Source organism: Amycolatopsis sp. NPDC051045, from assembly GCF_040682955.1.
In the GTDB taxonomy this organism is placed as follows: domain Bacteria; phylum Actinomycetota; class Actinomycetes; order Mycobacteriales; family Pseudonocardiaceae; genus Amycolatopsis.
Window position 1 is genome coordinate 57,024 of record NZ_JBFBCC010000032.1, and the last position, 14,593, is coordinate 71,616.

Genomic DNA, 14,593 nt, shown 5'->3' on the forward strand with positions numbered 1-14,593 from the left:
CGCGTGTTGGACGCGGTCCGAAGAAAGCGTTCCCGCGGCAGCACCGCGCCGGTCCCCGGGTGCCATCGCCGACCTGGCACCCGGGGACCGGCATCCACAGATCGGTTCAGACCTTGCCGGCCTTGAGTGAACCCTTCAGCGCGCTGACGGCGGCGGTCAGTGCCGTGGTCGCGGTGGGCCAGTCGATGGTGTCGCTCCAGGACGCCATCACCGCGACGGCGTAGGTACGGGACGCGGTCCGGACCAGGCCGGTGGTGTTGAGCACCCGCCGGGCCTCGGAACTGCCCCAGCCCTGCTTCACCGCCCAGGCCGCGTCCGGGAACGCCCGCGGGATCCCGAAGTGCTGGTCGAAACCGTCGGCTGCGTTGCGCGGGGCGCTTTCCATCGCTGCAGTGAGGAGCTCGCGTCCTTCCTCGGACAGGCTTGCGGTGATGTACCGGTAGATCGTGACGATGTCGGTCGGTGACATCCGGGTGGAGCCCCACTGGCCGGGGTCGGCCGGGGGCGCGGTGTGCGTGAGCCCCAGCTTCCCGGCCTGCCGCCGGATGATGTCCAGCCCGCCGTTCTGCTGCCACAAGCGGCTGGCGACGCGGTCGTCGCTGGCCGCGAGCATGGCGTGGACGGCCGTCGCTTCGCTGCCCGAGGGCACTCCGGAGCGGTCGATCAGGTCGAGCGCGATGAGCAGTTTCACCACCGACGCGGCGGGCTGCGGCTGGTCGGCTTTCCACCTCGTTTCGACCGCGCAGGCCTCCAGGTCGACGATCTCGATCCCGAGGCGCGGGTCGTTCCCCGTGCTCAGCATTGCTTTCCTGGCTTCGGCGACGCTACCCGCCTGCTTGCCGGCGGGATCGGGCGGCGGCGAGCTGCACTGGGCGCGCCAGCGGTCGCTTCCGGAGTCGTTGCTGAGCATCACTGCGGTGAGCAAGCCTCCGATCACGATGACCACGGCGATTCCCGCGCGCACCTTCACGTTGTTCAGTTGCTTCAGCAACAGTCCACCTCCGCCGGATCCGTGAGCGATCCGAAGCTATTGCGGAGGAGGACGGCCGGTATCGTCCGATGAGCCGGTCTGTTTTGGCCATCCGGTGGACAACCATGCCGGGAGGAGCGCGCGCATCGGCCGGATGGCCCCGATGTGCGCTCACCTGGCCCCAGCCGTTGCGCCCTACTTACCCAGGTGAGCCCCGCCGTTGACGTGCACCACCTGCCCGGTGACGTGCCCGGCGGCGGGGCTCGCCAAGAACGTCACCACGGCCACGACGTCGTCCGGCGTGCCCGGTCGCTTGTTCATCGTGTTGCCGATCAGCCATTCGCGGCGGCTGTCGCTCAGCTGCCCGTGGAAGAACTCGGTGTCCCCGGTCAGTCCCGGCGCGACGACGTTCGCGGTGATCCCGCGCGGGCCGAACTCCCTGGCCACACTCACGTTCCACGCTTCGACCGCGGCCTTCGCGGCACCGTAGGACCCGGCGCCGGTGTGCGCGGCGATCGAGCCGACGGTGATGATCCGCGCCCCGTCGGCGAGCCGGTCGCGCAGCGCGTGCGTGACCAGTGCGGCACTGACCACATTGGACCGCAGATTCCGCTCGAACGCGGCCGCGAAGCCGGCCAGGCCCGCTTCACCGCCGCCGTCGAGGAAATCCGTGTTACCGCCGGCGTTGTTGACGAGAACGTCGACGCGGTCCGGCAACTCCGCCAGTGCGGCTTCGACGGCCACGGCATCGGCGGCGTCGAACACGACGGGCCGCGCACCCGCGAGCGTCGCGGCTTCGGTGAGCACCTTCTCCCGGCGCCCGGTGATCGTGACGCGCTCGCCGGCTCGGGCGAAGGCCGCCGCCACGGCGTACCCGATGCCCGTGCCGCCGAACACGCCATCGTCCCGTCCGGCGCTTCCACCAGGATGTGCAGGTCGCCGCGGTACCCCGGGGCCTGCCGGAGGCCCTCGTACGACGAAGCCGTGTACGACGTCGGCGCCCACGCGTCCACGTGGGCCTGCACCGCGGCTTCCGGCCCGGCCTCCGAAGCGGTGCGGAACCGGAATCCGGGCGGCAGTTCCGGGCGGTCCACGTCGGCGAGGTCGCGCTCGTTGAGCTGGGACCAGCCATCGGCCGGATCGGGCTCGTAGCCGTGCGCCGCCCAGCGCTGCAGGGCGAATTCGTCGGCGGCGCCCGGCAGGACCGTGCGCTCGAGGCCGGCTGCCGTGGTGTCGTACCAGCCGATCACCTCGTCGATCAGGCCGGCGTGGTCCGGGTGCACCTGGTAGGCCAGGTAGGCGCCGGTGATGTCCTCGACCGACCCGTCGTACAGCTGCGCCCGGCGCGGCAGCTGGGCCCAGCCCCAGGCCACCAGCTCCCCGCCGGCGAACCACAGCCGGCGCCGCCGGCTCGTGCCCTCGACGGCGAGCCCCTTGCCCCAGTTCCAGGCCAGCTCGCCGAACGACGCATCGCTGTTCACCAGGTCCGGGCGGGTGGCGGTGACGCGCTGCGCCAGCCCCTGCATGAGCTGCACGTCCGCGGCGGTCAGAGGCTCGGCCATAACCCGCAACTGTGGCAGGACCAGGTCGAGCCGTCGACCCGGTTCCGCGCTAAACGGACCGGAGCTTCGGCTTGTGCTCCAGGTGGGACAGGCCGTTCCAGGCCAGGTTGACCAGGTGCGCGGCCACCTCGTCGCGCTTCGGCTTGCGCGCGTCCAGCCACCACTGGCCGGTCAGCGCCACCATGCCCACCAAAGCCTGTGCGTACAGCGCGGCCAGCTTCTCGTCGTAGCCGAGGGAGCCGAACTGCTGGGCCAGGATGTGCTCCACCTGGCTCGCGATGTCGTTGAGCACCGTGGAAAACGTCCCCGTCGAGCTCGCCACCGGGGAATCGCGGACCAGGATGCGGAAGCCGTCGTGGGAGTCCTCGACGTACGACAGCAGCGCCGTCGCCGCCTGCTCCAGCATCACCCGCGGGTGACCGCCGTGGAGGGTCGAGACCATCCGGTCGAGCAGCAGCTGCGTTTCGCGGTCGACGACCACCGCGTAGATGCCTTCTTTGCCGCCGAAGTGCTCGTAGACCACGGGTTTCGACACGTTGGCGCGGTGGGCGATCTCCTCGATCGACGTGCCGTCGAAGCCCTTCTCGGCGAACAGCGCCCGTGCCACGTTCAGCAACTGCTGACGCCGCTCGCTCCCGGTCATCCGCACCCGGGTCACCGGGGCGGCCGGACGCGCCCCGGTGACCTGCTGCTCTCGCTTCGAACGTCGTCTCCCCGCCATCGGGGCAGCCTAGTTGACTAGCCCTTTTCCGTGGCGATTCGGGCCAATCGCTGCGGGGTCGGCCAGCGCACGTCGTGCACCCAGCCGAATTTCTCGAACATCCAGATCAGCCGGGCGGAGATGTCGATCTGGCCGCGCTTGACGCCGTGGCGCGCGGACGTCGGGTCGGCGTGGTGCAGGTTGTGCCACGACTCGCCGAACGAGAAGATCGCCAGCGGCCAGAAGTTCGCCGACTTGTCACGCGCGTTGAACGGGCGCTCGCCGATCATGTGGCAGATCGAGTTGACCGACCACGTCACGTGGTGCAGCACGCAGATGCGCACCAGCCCGGCCCAGAAGAACGCCGTCACCGCGCCCCACAGCGACCACGAAACCAAGCCGCCGATCAGCGCCGGCAGGAGCAGGCTGACCAGGGCCCACAGCCAGAAGAGCTCGTCGACCTTCTTGATCGCCGGGTCCTTCACCAGGTCGGGCGCGAAGCGCTCGGCGTTGGTCTGGTCGCGCTCGAACAGCCAGCCCATGTGCGCGTGCCAGAAGCCCTTGGCGATGGCCCACGGCGAGGTGCCGAACGCCCACGGCGAGTGCGGGTCGCCGTCGCGGTCGGAAAACGCGTGGTGGCGGCGGTGGTCGGCGACCCAGGTGATCACCGGGCCCTGCAGGGCGATGCTGCCCGCGATGGCCATGACCACGCGGAGCCACTGCTTGGCCTTGAACGAACCGTGCGTGAAGTAGCGGTGGTAGGACACCGTGATGCCGAGCCCGCTGATCGCGTAGAACAGCACGAAGATGCCGACGTCGACCCAGCTCAGTCCCCAGCCCCAGGCGAACGGCACGGCGACCAGCAGGGCCACCAGCGGCGCGATCACGCCGAAGTAGACCGACAGCTGCACACCGATTCCGCGCGTACCGTCGATGACAGGTTTGGGCCCCTTGGGAGCCGAAGGTTCTCCGGTGGACTGAGAACGGTCGAGCGTGGCCGTCATACGCTTCACTTCTTCCTACACAATCACCCTTTACCAAGGGTGACCTAACCTACGATGCCGTAAGTTACGGTACAGGAGGTTCGGGCGGCTGGGGAGTGCCTGAACCCACACACGTGTCTTCGGGAGGGGAGTACCCGGCCGAAGCGGCGCCTAACGCATCCCCTTCGCGAAGGGCACCCGATCGTCGCTATCCTGACCAGGATCGATCCGCCGTAGTGTAATCGGCAGCACTTCAGATTTTGGTTCTGACAGTTCAGGTTCGAATCCTGGCGGCGGAGCAGCAGAGGAACCGGAACCCACGACACCGGGAGGTTGGCGCTGACCGACGAGGCGACCGACCCGGTGACGACCAGGCGCCCCGCGCTGGCCGAAATGTCCGACGCGTGGCTCGTCGGGCGCGCGCGTGAGCTGGGCGCCGCGGTCCAGCGGCACGAATACACCCAGCAGCTCGAGATCGTCGCGATGATGGACGAGCTGCTCGACGAGACCCAGCGGCGCGGTGAGCCCCTGCTCGTGGCCCAGCTGCTGCGCTCGTCCGCGCTGACCCGGCTGGTCACCAAGGGCTTGGCCGCGGAGGCCGAACCCCGGCTCGACGAGATGCTCGCGCACACCCGGCGGCACGGCATCGCCCTGCTGCGGGCCGACGCGCACGCGCTGCGCGGGCGCCGGCTCGTGATCGCCGCGCAGGAAGACGCCGCGCTCACCGAGATCGCCAGGGCGCTGGCCATCCTGGACGACTCCGCCATCCCGGACCGGCAGGTCGGGCTGCGCAACTGGAACCGGCTGCTGTCCTTGACGCTGATCGACTGCTGGCTGGTGCTCAACCAGCTCGGCGTCTACGAAGCGGCCGAGGAGGTGATCGGCCGGGCCGCCGCGGCGATCCGCGAGAGCGCGAGCCCGCACGACATCGCCCTGCAGCTGATCAACCGCATCAAGATGCTGCTCGGCTGGGGCCTGCGGCTGGAACGCATCGACGAGTACGACGAGAGCGCCGAGAAGTTCCGCACCGCGGCGTCGATGGGCGCCGCCGCCGAAGGCCCGTTCGCCGAGTCGCTGTTCCCGCGCAAGGCCGACGTCGCGGCGATCGACCAGGTCGGCGTGCTGGCCGCGGCGCCGGCGCTGAACCAGCCGGGCGCCGAACACATCGAGCGGCTGAAGCAGCTCTACACCGAGCGCGCGTTCGGGCACGACCGGGAGATCGTCGCGATCGCGCTGGCCCGCTGCCTGGACAAGGAGGGCCGCCGCGAGGAGGCCCTCACGGTCTTGCGCGAGACCCGCCAATCCATCTCGGACGACACCTCGCAGCCGTCGATGCGGCTGAACATCGCCCGCGAGCTGGCCCGGCTCGACACCAGGCCGGACTCCGGCGCCGGCGAGTCGCTGATCGACTACGCCCGGCGCCTGGAGTCGGAGATGTGGAGCCTGCGCGAGTCGCAGATCGCCACGTTGAACGCCCGCCGCGAGCACGAACGGCTGTCCGCCGAGCACGGCGCGATCACCCAGCAGGCGCTGCAGGACCCGCTCACCGGCCTGCCGAACCGGCGCGCACTGGACGAGAAGCTGCGCCAGCTCGCGTCGTCGGCCGACGCGCAACCGCTCGCGGTCGCGCTGGTCGACCTGGACGGCTTCAAGGGCGTCAACGACAAGCAGTCGCACGCCGAAGGCGACAACGTGCTGCGTGTCGTCGCGAGCACCCTTCGTGACGCCCTGCGCGGCGACGACCTGGTGGCGCGCTACGGCGGCGACGAGTTCATCGTCCTGCTCCCGGGCACGCCGGCGTCCGCGGCGAAGATGGCGCTCGGCCGCGCGGTGAAGTCCGTCGCGAACCTGCCGCACCACCTCTCGCACGGCGTCACGCTGTCGATCGGGCTCGTCTCGCTGCGGCCGCAGGAACGCGGCGAGCAGGTCCTCGCTCGCGCGGACGCGGCCATGTACCAGGCAAAACGCGGGGGCGGCAACCAGGTCGCGTCGGCGAACTCGATGGCCGCGGACCCGGCCGCCGCGTGGGCGAGCGAGGCCCCTCCCACCGACCCCGCGTGGGACGCCGAAGAGCACAGTTAGCAATCCGGCCGAAAGCAGGCGGACACGGTCGGCGAGCGGGCCGCTCACCGGCACTCTTTCCGCCGTGACTGCCGGTCGGATTGCCAACAATCAGCACAGTTGGCAATCCGACCGAAAGCAGGCGGACACGGTCCGGAGCAAACCCGCTGACCGGCACTCTTTCCGCCGTGACTGCCGGTCGGATTGCCAGCAATCAGCACAGTTAGGATCTGAGCCCGACAGAAGCCATCCTTTGGTAACCGTTGGGAGCGCCGTTGACCGGCCCGCTGAGCACGTTGATCCTGGCCGCGGGTGAAGGCACCCGCATGCGTTCCTCGACGCCGAAGGTGCTGCACCCGATCGCCGGGCGGCCCCTGGTCGAGCACGCCGTCCGGGCCGCCGCCGGCCTGAACCCCGAACACCTCGTGGTGGTCATCGGCCACGGCCGCGAAGCGGTCGGCGAGCAGCTGGCCGCGGTCGGGACCGCGCTCGGGCGCACCGTCGGCACCGCGGTGCAGGCCGAGCAGAAGGGCACCGGCCACGCCGTGTCCTGCGCGCTCGCGACCCTGCCCGCCGACGTCACCGGCACCGTGCTCGTCAGCTACGGCGACGTCCCCCTGCTCGACACCGCGACCCTGGGCGCGCTGCTCGAGGAGCACACCGAGGCGAAGAACGCGGTCACCGTGCTCACCTCGGTGGTCGCCGACCCGGCCGGCTACGGCCGGATCGTGCGCGACGCGGCGGGCAAGGTCACCGGGATCGTCGAGCACAAGGACGCCACCCCGGAGCAGGCGCGGATCACCGAGATCAACTCGGGCGTGTACGCGTTCGACGCCGCCGTGCTGCGCGACGGCCTTTCGCGGCTGTCGACCGACAACGCGCAGGGCGAGCTCTACCTCACCGACGTGCTGGGCATCGCCAACGGCGACGGGCTCCACGTCGGCGCACTGGTCGTCGACGACCCGTGGCTGACCGAAGGCGTCAACGACCGCGTCCAGCTGTCGGTGCTCGGCGCCGAGCTCAACCGCCGGATCGTGCAACGCTGGCAGCGCGAAGGCGTCACCGTCGTCGACCCCGCCACGACCTGGATCGACGCCGGCGTCACCCTCTCCCGTGACGTCGTCATCCAGCCCGGCGTGCAGCTCAAGGGCACGACGTCGGTCGGCGAGGGCAGCACGGTCGGGCCGGACAGCACGCTGACGAACGTCACGATCGGCGCGGGCGCCTCGGTGGTCCGCGTGCACGGCTCGGACTCGGAACTCGGCGACGGCGTCAACGTCGGCCCGTTCACCTACCTGCGGCCGGGCACGAAGCTGGGCGTCAAGGCGAAGCTGGGCGCGTTCGTCGAAACGAAGGCCGCCGACATCGGGGCCGGCACGAAGGTGCCGCACCTGACCTACGTGGGGGACGCCACGATCGGCGAGCACAGCAACATCGGCTGCTCCAGCGTGTTCGTGAACTACGACGGCGTGCACAAGCACCGGACCGTTATCGGGTCGTATGTCCGGTTGGGCGCGGACAACACCTTCGTCGCCCCGGTGCACATCGGTGACGGCGCTTACAGTGGTGCGGGTGCCGTGATCCGCGAAGATGTCCCGCCGGGCACACTCGCGGTGTCGGCGCCGCCGCAGCGCAACATCGAAGGCTGGGCGATCCGGCGCCGGCCGGGTACGCCCGCGGCGGAGGCGGCCCAGGCCGCCCTCGATGCCGATTCACCAGCAGGAACCGACGGGGAGTCGCCAGCATGAGTCCGAAGCAAGGTACGCCGAAGAAGAACCTGATGCTCTTCTCCGGCCGGGCCCACCGGGAGCTCGCCGAAGAGGTGGCCGAGCACCTCAACGTGACGATCACCCCGCAGACGGCGCACACGTTCGCCAACGGCGAGCTGTTCGTCCGGTTCGAGGAGTCCGTCCGCGGCACCGACGCCTTCGTCATCCAGGCGCACACCACGCCCATCAACGAGTACGTGATGGAGCAGCTGATCATGGTGGACGCGCTCAAGCGGGCGAGCGCGAAGCGGATCACCGTGGTGATGCCGTTCTACCCGTACGCGCGCCAGGACAAGAAGCACAAGGGCCGCGAGCCGATCTCGGCGCGGCTGATCGCGGACCTGTTCAAGACCGCGGGTGCCGACCGGATCATGACGGTCGACCTGCACACCGCCCAGATCCAGGGCTTCTTCGACGGCCCGGTCGACCACCTGATGGCGCAGACCGTGCTGGCCGACCACATCAAGGCCACCTACGGCGACGCGGACATCACGGTCGTCTCCCCGGACTCGGGCCGCGTGCGGCTGGCCGAGAAGTGGGCGCAGCAGCTGGGCGACCGCCCGATCGCGTTCATCCACAAGACGCGCGACCCGGACAAGCCGAACCAGGCCGTGGCCAACCGCGTGGTCGGCAAGGTCGAGGGCAAGCTCTGCGTGCTGATCGACGACATGATCGACACCGGCGGCACGATCGTGAAGGCGACCGAGGCCCTGATCGACGAGGGCGCGGCCGACGTCGTCATCGCCACGACCCACGGCATCCTGTCCGACCCGGCCACCCAGCGGCTCTCGGCGTGCAAGGCGCGCGAAGTCATCGTGACGAACTCGCTGCCCATCCCGGAAGAGAAGCGCTTCCCGGGCCTGACGGTCCTGTCGATCGCGCCGATGCTGGCGGAAGCCATCCAGCAGGTCTTCGAGGACGGCTCGGTCACCTCCCTGTTCGACGGCAACGCCTGACCCCTTCCGCCGGGCGCGAACTCCGCGCCCGGCGGAAGTTTCCGGCGCTAACGTGCCGCGCATGGGGAACTTCAAGTTCGGCGTCAGCCTCCGCGAAATCGGCAGCCGGGACGCGTGGATCGCCAAGTGCCGCCGGGCCGAGGAGCTCGGCTACGACGTCATCACCGTGCCCGATCACCTCGGCACCGGGCGGTTCGCGCCGTTCCCGGTGCTCGCCATGGCGGCCGCCGTCACCGAGCGGCCGCGGCTGGGCACGCTCGTGTCCAATGTGCCCTTCTACAACCTCGCGCTCTTCGCACGCGAAGCCTCCTCGACGGCCGCGCTGCTCGACGGACGCCTGGATCTGGGCCTCGGTGCCGGCCACATGAAGAGCGAGTTCGACGCCGCCGGCCTGCCGTGGCAGAACGCCGCGGGCCGGATCGGCTACCTCGAAGAAAGCCTCGGCTACCTGCGGAAACACTTCGACGACGAGGGCATCGATCACCCGCGCCTGCTCATCGCGGGCAACAGCGACGGCGTGCTCGACCTGGCCGCGGCGCACGCGGACGTCGTCGGGTTCGCGGGCCTGCGGCAGCAGCCGGGCAAGCCGCCGGGCACGCTCAAGCTCGACAACGCCGAGGCGATGGACGAGCGCGTCGCCCACTTCCGCTCGCGCCTGGGGGATCGCGAGGTCGAGTACAACATGCTGATCCAGCGGGTGGTGGTCACCGAGGACCGGCGGGCGGCGGCGACGGCGTGGCACGAGGAAACCGAACGCAGCACCGCGCGCGATGTCGGCGAACTCCTCGACGCGCCGCAGCTGCTGCTGGGGACGGTCGAGGAGATCGCCGGACAGCTGGAGGACCGGCGCGAGCGCTACGGCTTCTCGTACATCACGGTCTTCGAACCGTTCCTCGAGACGTTCGCGCCGGTGATCCGCGAGCTTCAGTGCCCAACCGAGGCTTCGCCTCGGGCCGGGGGCCCCGCCACCCGGACCCCCGAAATGCCTCAGTGCCCAACCGAGGCTTCGCCTCGGGCCGGGGGCCCCGCCACCCGGACCCCCGAAATGCCTCAGTGCCCAACCGAGGCTTCGCCTCGGGCCGGGGGCTCCGCCACCCGGACCCCCGAAATGCCTCAGTAGGCAACGGTGAAGCGCGCGCGGCGGTGCTTCGGCTGCTCGATCTCGTCGACGTAGGCGATCGCGAAGTCGTCGCCGCCGATGTGCGACTTGCCGTTTTCGTCGGTCAGCAGGATGTCGCCGCCGATCCGGAACTCGCCCGTGCGCTCGCCGGGGGTCCAGGCACCGAACTCGGCGGCGGGGCTGACGTAGAACCAGTCGAGGCTCTCGGGCTGCTCGCGCAGCAGGCCGAGGACCTCGGCGTGGTTGCCGGCCTCGTCCTTGTACTCGGCCGGGAACTCCGGGGTGTCGAACAGCCGCGGGCCGCCCTCGGCCACGTGCAGGCTCGCCGCGCCGCCGACGAATGACAGCCGGGCGCCGTTCTCGCTCGCGATCCGCGCCAGGGCGGGCACGGCGTCGATCAGCTTCTTGCCGTCGATCGCGCGGGCCGGGGTGGCGACCACGATGACGTCCGCGTCCTTCGCCACCTGCGCGACCAGCTCCTCGTCGTGCAGCGAGCCCTGCCGCTCCTCGACGCCTTCGGGGACCGAACCCGCGTTGCGGGCGACCCCGACGACCTCGTGCCCGCGGCGCAGCGCCTCGGCACTGATCTTGCCTCCGGCGTACCCCGTCGCCCCGAAAACCACCAGCTTGGCCATTGGATCTCCTCGTTCGTCGTCGGCCTGTAGGGCCGATGGTAGGAACGGAAGATCACCTACTTCAACGGGAGCAACACACCTGGGGGTAGGTGTCCAGGTCAGCCGCCGAGGCTCGCGAACTCCGCCGCGACCTTCTGCTTGACGGCGTTGACGTCGAGGCCCGCGCGGACCTCCGCCGTCGCCTTCGGCTTGGAGAGCACCTGGTAGCTGGCCGTGCGGTTGGGCAGCTTGAACTTCACCGCGCAGGACAGCTTGATCGTCGCGTACGGCTCCGCGTCTCCGGCCGCCGTGCAGGTCTGCGCGCCGAGCGACTCGGCGCTGACGTCGACCGAAAGGGAGATGTGCACGACGCTCTTCTCCCCCGACGCGGGCGTGCCGACCACGCTGTTGGAGATGTCGACCGTCGTCGTGCAGGAGCCGACGAAGTCCTTGCAGTCGAGGACCTGGTTCGTGACGACGGCGTCGGCCTGCACCAGCCCTTCGAACGGCTGCCCCAGCCCGCCGACGGTGTTGTCGAGGTCGGTGTGGAACGTCTTCAGCGCGTCCCCGGTGACCGCGGCGACCTGGAATTCGGCGCCGTACTTCGGGCCGGCCTGCGGGTCGAGCAGCGCCGGCGCGAAACTGACGACGCGGTTCGGCTTGGCCGTCGTGACGCGCAGGACGCTCGGCGCGGTGCCGAGCTGGTAGACCTCGGTGCCGTCCGGGAGCTTCGCCTTGACCGGTTCGGTCAGCCGGTCGAGGCCGGTCAGCGCCTTGCGCAGCCCTTCGGCGAGCGCCCGCGGCGTGAACCGGGCCGCCGGATCGAAGGGCAGTTCGGAGCCGAGCGAGCGGACCCAGCTCGTGCCGAACTGCGTGCCCTCGTCGATGGCGTGCGCCTTCCAGTAGTCGGCGTCGGCCTGCAGGTAGAACTGACCGGCGGCGGCCGTCACCTGCACGACGCGGCCGTCCAGCGGCAGCGCGCCGACGGCGTTGCCGCCGCGGGTGACCCGGAACTGCTGCTCGGCGCCCTTGACGGTGGCCTTCAGCGCCACCGCGGGCGCCTGGCCCAGCGCGGTGAGAGCCGCCTCGACCGCGGCGCGCTGCTCGGCGCGCCGGTCCGCCGTCGCCTGATCGGCCGCGGAGACGCCGGCGGTGCCGGCGACCGCCACCTGGCAGCCCGCCAGCAGCCCGCCCAGCAGCAGCACCGCTGCCACCCTGCTCCGTCGAGCCCGCATTTTCGCCCCCTGCTCTCCCGCTACCGAGCACACCTCGGCCGGCGTCGTCCCGCCACCGGATTTGTGTCGTCACGCACCGGGGTTCAGGAGGGTTCTAGCCTGGCCCGGGCACCCGCCGCAACCCACCGTGATGAGGTTGGTTTACACTCTTGAGGTTGTCTCGGCGAGGCGGGGCCCTTCTGGGGTGCCCGGCGTGATCGACGCGGCGGCTCGAGTAGCCCCCGCCGTCGTGCACGCCCGGAAACTCGCCGCCGAACGCACCGCCTGAACAGAACAACCCCGCATCCCCCGCCGCAGCATGCTGTTCACCGCACCATGTTCGTGATTTGAAGGAGTGCCACACCGTGTCCGAGGTACGTCTGTCCGTCGAGCCGCGCACCGAGTTCGGCAAGGGCGCCGCGCGCCGCACGCGTCGCGCCGGCAAGATCCCCGCCGTCCTCTACGGCCACGGGTCGGACCCGCGGCACTTCGCGCTGCCGGCGATCGAGTTCGCCCGCGTCGTCCGTGAGAACGGCTCCAACGCCGTCATCACCCTCGACCTCGAGGGCTCCGACGAGCTGGCGCTGACGAAGACCATCGTCGTGCACCCGATCAAGAACTACATCGAGCACGTCGACCTGCTCGTCGTGAAGCGCGGCGAGAAGATCGTCGTCGACGTCCCGGTCGTCGTCACCGGCAACCCGGGCCCCGGCGGCCTGGTCAACCAGGACGTCGACACCCTGCAGGTCGAGGTCGAGGCGCTGCACATCCCGGAGCAGTTCGAGGTCTCGATCGAGGGCCTCGAGATCGGCTCCCAGGTCCTCGCCGGCCAGGTCGAGCTGCCCCAGGGCGCAACCCTGATCACCGACCCCGAGTCGCTCGTCGTGGCCGTCAACGAGCCGCAGCGTGAAGAGGCCGGCGACGACGCCGAAGCGGGCGAAGAGTCGACCGAAGCCGCCGAATAGCCTTCCTGCCCACCACCACAACGGGGGAGCTTCGCTCCACTGTTACCGTTTTGGGCGTGACCGAAGACCTGCCCGGGGCCGGCGAGCTGATCCTGCTCGCCGGCCTCGGCAATCCCGGACCCCAGTACGCCGGAAACCGGCACAATGTCGGGTTCATGGTGCTGGACGAGCTGGCCGCCCGCGTGGGCGGCAAGTTCAAGGCGCACAAGACCGGCGGCGACGTGCTCGAGGGTCGGCTGGCCGGCCGCCGCGTGGTGCTGGTGAAGCCGCGTTCGTACATGAACCTCTCCGGCGGGCCGGTGGCCGGTGCGGCGCGGTTCTACAAGGTCGAGCCGTCCGGCATCGTCGTCGTGCACGACGAGCTCGACGTCGATTTCGGCGCGCTGAAGCTGAAGCTCGGCGGCGGCGACAACGGCCACAACGGACTGCGGTCGATCACGAAGTCGCTGGGCACCCGCGAGTACTACCGGGTCCGGTTCGGCATCGGCCGCCCGCCCGGCCGTCAGGACCCGGCGGACTTCGTGCTGAAGGACTTTTCGACGGTCGAGCGCAAAGAACTCCCGTTGGAGGTGGACCGGTGCGCGGACGCGACCGAAGCGCTGATCGGCACCGGGCTCGCGGCCGCGCAGAACTCCTTCCACGCGGGCTGACATGGGTGGCGAGGTGAAGCCATGACCCCCGACGAAGTCCGGTCGATCGCTTTCGGCAAACCCCGGTTCGGCCGTCGCGGCTACAACGAGGACGAAGTGGACGCGTTCCTCGACCTCATCGCGGAGGCGCTGGCCGGGCGGAACATCCTCACCCCCGACGACATCCACTACGTCGAGTTCACGATCATGCCGGTCGGCATGCGCAGCTACGACCAGGCCCAGGTCGACCTGTTCCTCGACGAGGCCGAGGCGGCCCTGGTGGAGCTGCGGAACCCGCGGCCCGTGATCGAGGCGGAGAAGCCGCCGCAAAGCCCGCGGAAGTGGTTCGGCCGGCCCTGACGGTGTGAAGCCGGCCACACAGCGCTCGGTAGCGCACACTCACCCGAAGGCGGCGCGCGCCCGCCCGTCGGGGTGAGCTTGGGGCCTGTCCTCTTTCGGGGAGCCTGTTCAGGGGTTAGGACGGTGTACGGGAGTTCGTACCCGCCCAACCCGGAATCGGAGAGTTCCATGTCGTTCACCGCCGAAGACCTCGCCGAGGTCACCTTCGGTAACGCGCCGATCGGCCGCCGCGGCTACGCGAAGCACGAGGTCGACGAGTTCGTCCGGCGGATCGCCAAGACGCTGGCCGAGGAGGACGACCTGACCGCCGCCGAAGTGCACCACGTGATGTTCTCGAAGCCGCTGATCGGCAAGCGCGGCTACGACGAGCGCGAAGTCGACGAGTTCCTCGACGCGGTGGAGGACCAGCTCGCCGCCCGCACCGGCCAGGCCCTGGACCTCCCCGGCGCCCGCACGGCCCCGGAAGCCACGACCGAACGCGCCGCCCCGCCGACGATCCGGGCGATCCGCGTCCAGCAACGCTGACCCCGGAGCGCCCCGAGGTGGCCTTGGGGCGCCCGGGGGGATGCTCCTATGGAGGTCAAGAGCTCCGTTGAAGATCATTTGTGGTGATCAGCTGGTAGAGCTCTCGGGCGATGTAGCGTTTGAGGCAGCGGATGATCTCTTTCTTCGACAAGCCTTCACGGGTGC

General features: G+C 70.1%; 13 protein-coding genes, 1 tRNA gene and 1 pseudogene. 9 read left to right on the forward strand and 6 right to left on the reverse strand.

All coding sequences use genetic code 11. The features are described 5' to 3' along the window. Window positions 1–106: 106 nt before the first annotated feature. The 4 genes from AB0M80_RS40260 to AB0M80_RS40275 all read right to left on the reverse strand — a co-directional run bounded on the left by AB0M80_RS40260 (window position 107) and on the right by AB0M80_RS40275 (window position 4,236). Entirely contained in the window at window positions 107–991 is an 885-nt protein-coding gene (locus tag AB0M80_RS40260) for a serine hydrolase (RefSeq protein WP_364575442.1), read from the reverse strand. 174 nt (window positions 992–1,165) lie between these two features. Next, complete coding sequence (locus tag AB0M80_RS40265) at window positions 1,166–1,867, reverse strand: SDR family oxidoreductase (protein ID WP_364575444.1); 702 nt, start codon at window positions 1,865–1,867, stop codon at window positions 1,166–1,168. 714 nt (window positions 1,868–2,581) lie between these two features. Continuing rightward, window positions 2,582–3,175, reverse strand: a complete 594-nt coding sequence (locus tag AB0M80_RS40270) for a TetR/AcrR family transcriptional regulator (protein ID WP_364575477.1) — start codon at window positions 3,173–3,175, stop codon at window positions 2,582–2,584. A gap of 95 nt (window positions 3,176–3,270) precedes the next feature. Then, window positions 3,271–4,236 (reverse strand): acyl-CoA desaturase, encoded by a 966-nt coding sequence (locus AB0M80_RS40275; protein WP_364575446.1) that lies wholly within the window; start codon window positions 4,234–4,236, stop codon window positions 3,271–3,273. Between the two features lie 206 nt (window positions 4,237–4,442). Here AB0M80_RS40275 and AB0M80_RS40280 point away from each other — a divergent pair. The 5 genes and pseudogenes from AB0M80_RS40280 to AB0M80_RS40300 all read left to right on the forward strand — a co-directional run. Continuing rightward, window positions 4,443–4,514 (forward strand) — tRNA-Gln (locus tag AB0M80_RS40280). A gap of 34 nt (window positions 4,515–4,548) precedes the next feature. Beyond that, entirely contained in the window at window positions 4,549–6,297 is a 1,749-nt protein-coding gene (locus AB0M80_RS40285) for a GGDEF domain-containing protein (RefSeq protein WP_364575448.1), read from the forward strand. Between the two features lie 254 nt (window positions 6,298–6,551). Beyond that, window positions 6,552–8,024, forward strand: coding sequence for a bifunctional UDP-N-acetylglucosamine diphosphorylase/glucosamine-1-phosphate N-acetyltransferase GlmU (gene glmU, locus AB0M80_RS40290; protein ID WP_364575450.1), 1,473 nt, complete (start codon window positions 6,552–6,554; stop codon window positions 8,022–8,024). Then, window positions 8,021–9,001, forward strand: coding sequence for a ribose-phosphate diphosphokinase (locus AB0M80_RS40295; protein WP_364575452.1), 981 nt, complete (start codon window positions 8,021–8,023; stop codon window positions 8,999–9,001). Before glmU ends, AB0M80_RS40295 begins: the two co-directional genes overlap by 4 nt. A 61-nt stretch (window positions 9,002–9,062) precedes the next feature. Next, window positions 9,063–9,929 (forward strand): annotated as a pseudogene (locus AB0M80_RS40300) (TIGR03621 family F420-dependent LLM class oxidoreductase); the annotation flags it as partial. A 185-nt stretch (window positions 9,930–10,114) separates the two neighbouring features. Here the strand turns inward: AB0M80_RS40300 and AB0M80_RS40305 are convergent. Further along, window positions 10,115–10,756 (reverse strand): NAD(P)H-binding protein, encoded by a 642-nt coding sequence (locus tag AB0M80_RS40305; protein ID WP_364575454.1) that lies wholly within the window; start codon window positions 10,754–10,756, stop codon window positions 10,115–10,117. Between the two features lie 98 nt (window positions 10,757–10,854). Then, window positions 10,855–11,949: a hypothetical protein gene (locus tag AB0M80_RS40310; protein ID WP_364575456.1), complete on the reverse strand. Its 1,095-nt coding sequence runs from the start codon at window positions 11,947–11,949 to the stop codon at window positions 10,855–10,857. Between the two features lie 365 nt (window positions 11,950–12,314). Here AB0M80_RS40310 and AB0M80_RS40315 point away from each other — a divergent pair, with 365 nt between their 5' ends. From AB0M80_RS40315 to AB0M80_RS40330, 4 genes are all read left to right on the forward strand, one after another. Next, complete coding sequence (locus AB0M80_RS40315; RefSeq protein ID WP_364575458.1) at window positions 12,315–12,914, forward strand: 50S ribosomal protein L25/general stress protein Ctc; 600 nt, start codon at window positions 12,315–12,317, stop codon at window positions 12,912–12,914. 56 nt (window positions 12,915–12,970) lie between these two features. Then, window positions 12,971–13,564, forward strand: coding sequence for an aminoacyl-tRNA hydrolase (gene pth / locus AB0M80_RS40320; RefSeq protein WP_364575460.1), 594 nt, complete (start codon window positions 12,971–12,973; stop codon window positions 13,562–13,564). Window positions 13,565–13,585: 21 nt separating this feature from the next. Beyond that, window positions 13,586–13,903 (forward strand): DivIVA domain-containing protein, encoded by a 318-nt coding sequence (locus AB0M80_RS40325; RefSeq protein ID WP_364575462.1) that lies wholly within the window; start codon window positions 13,586–13,588, stop codon window positions 13,901–13,903. A gap of 168 nt (window positions 13,904–14,071) precedes the next feature. Further along, window positions 14,072–14,428 (forward strand): DivIVA domain-containing protein, encoded by a 357-nt coding sequence (locus AB0M80_RS40330; protein ID WP_364575464.1) that lies wholly within the window; start codon window positions 14,072–14,074, stop codon window positions 14,426–14,428. Window positions 14,429–14,593 lie beyond the last annotated feature (165 nt).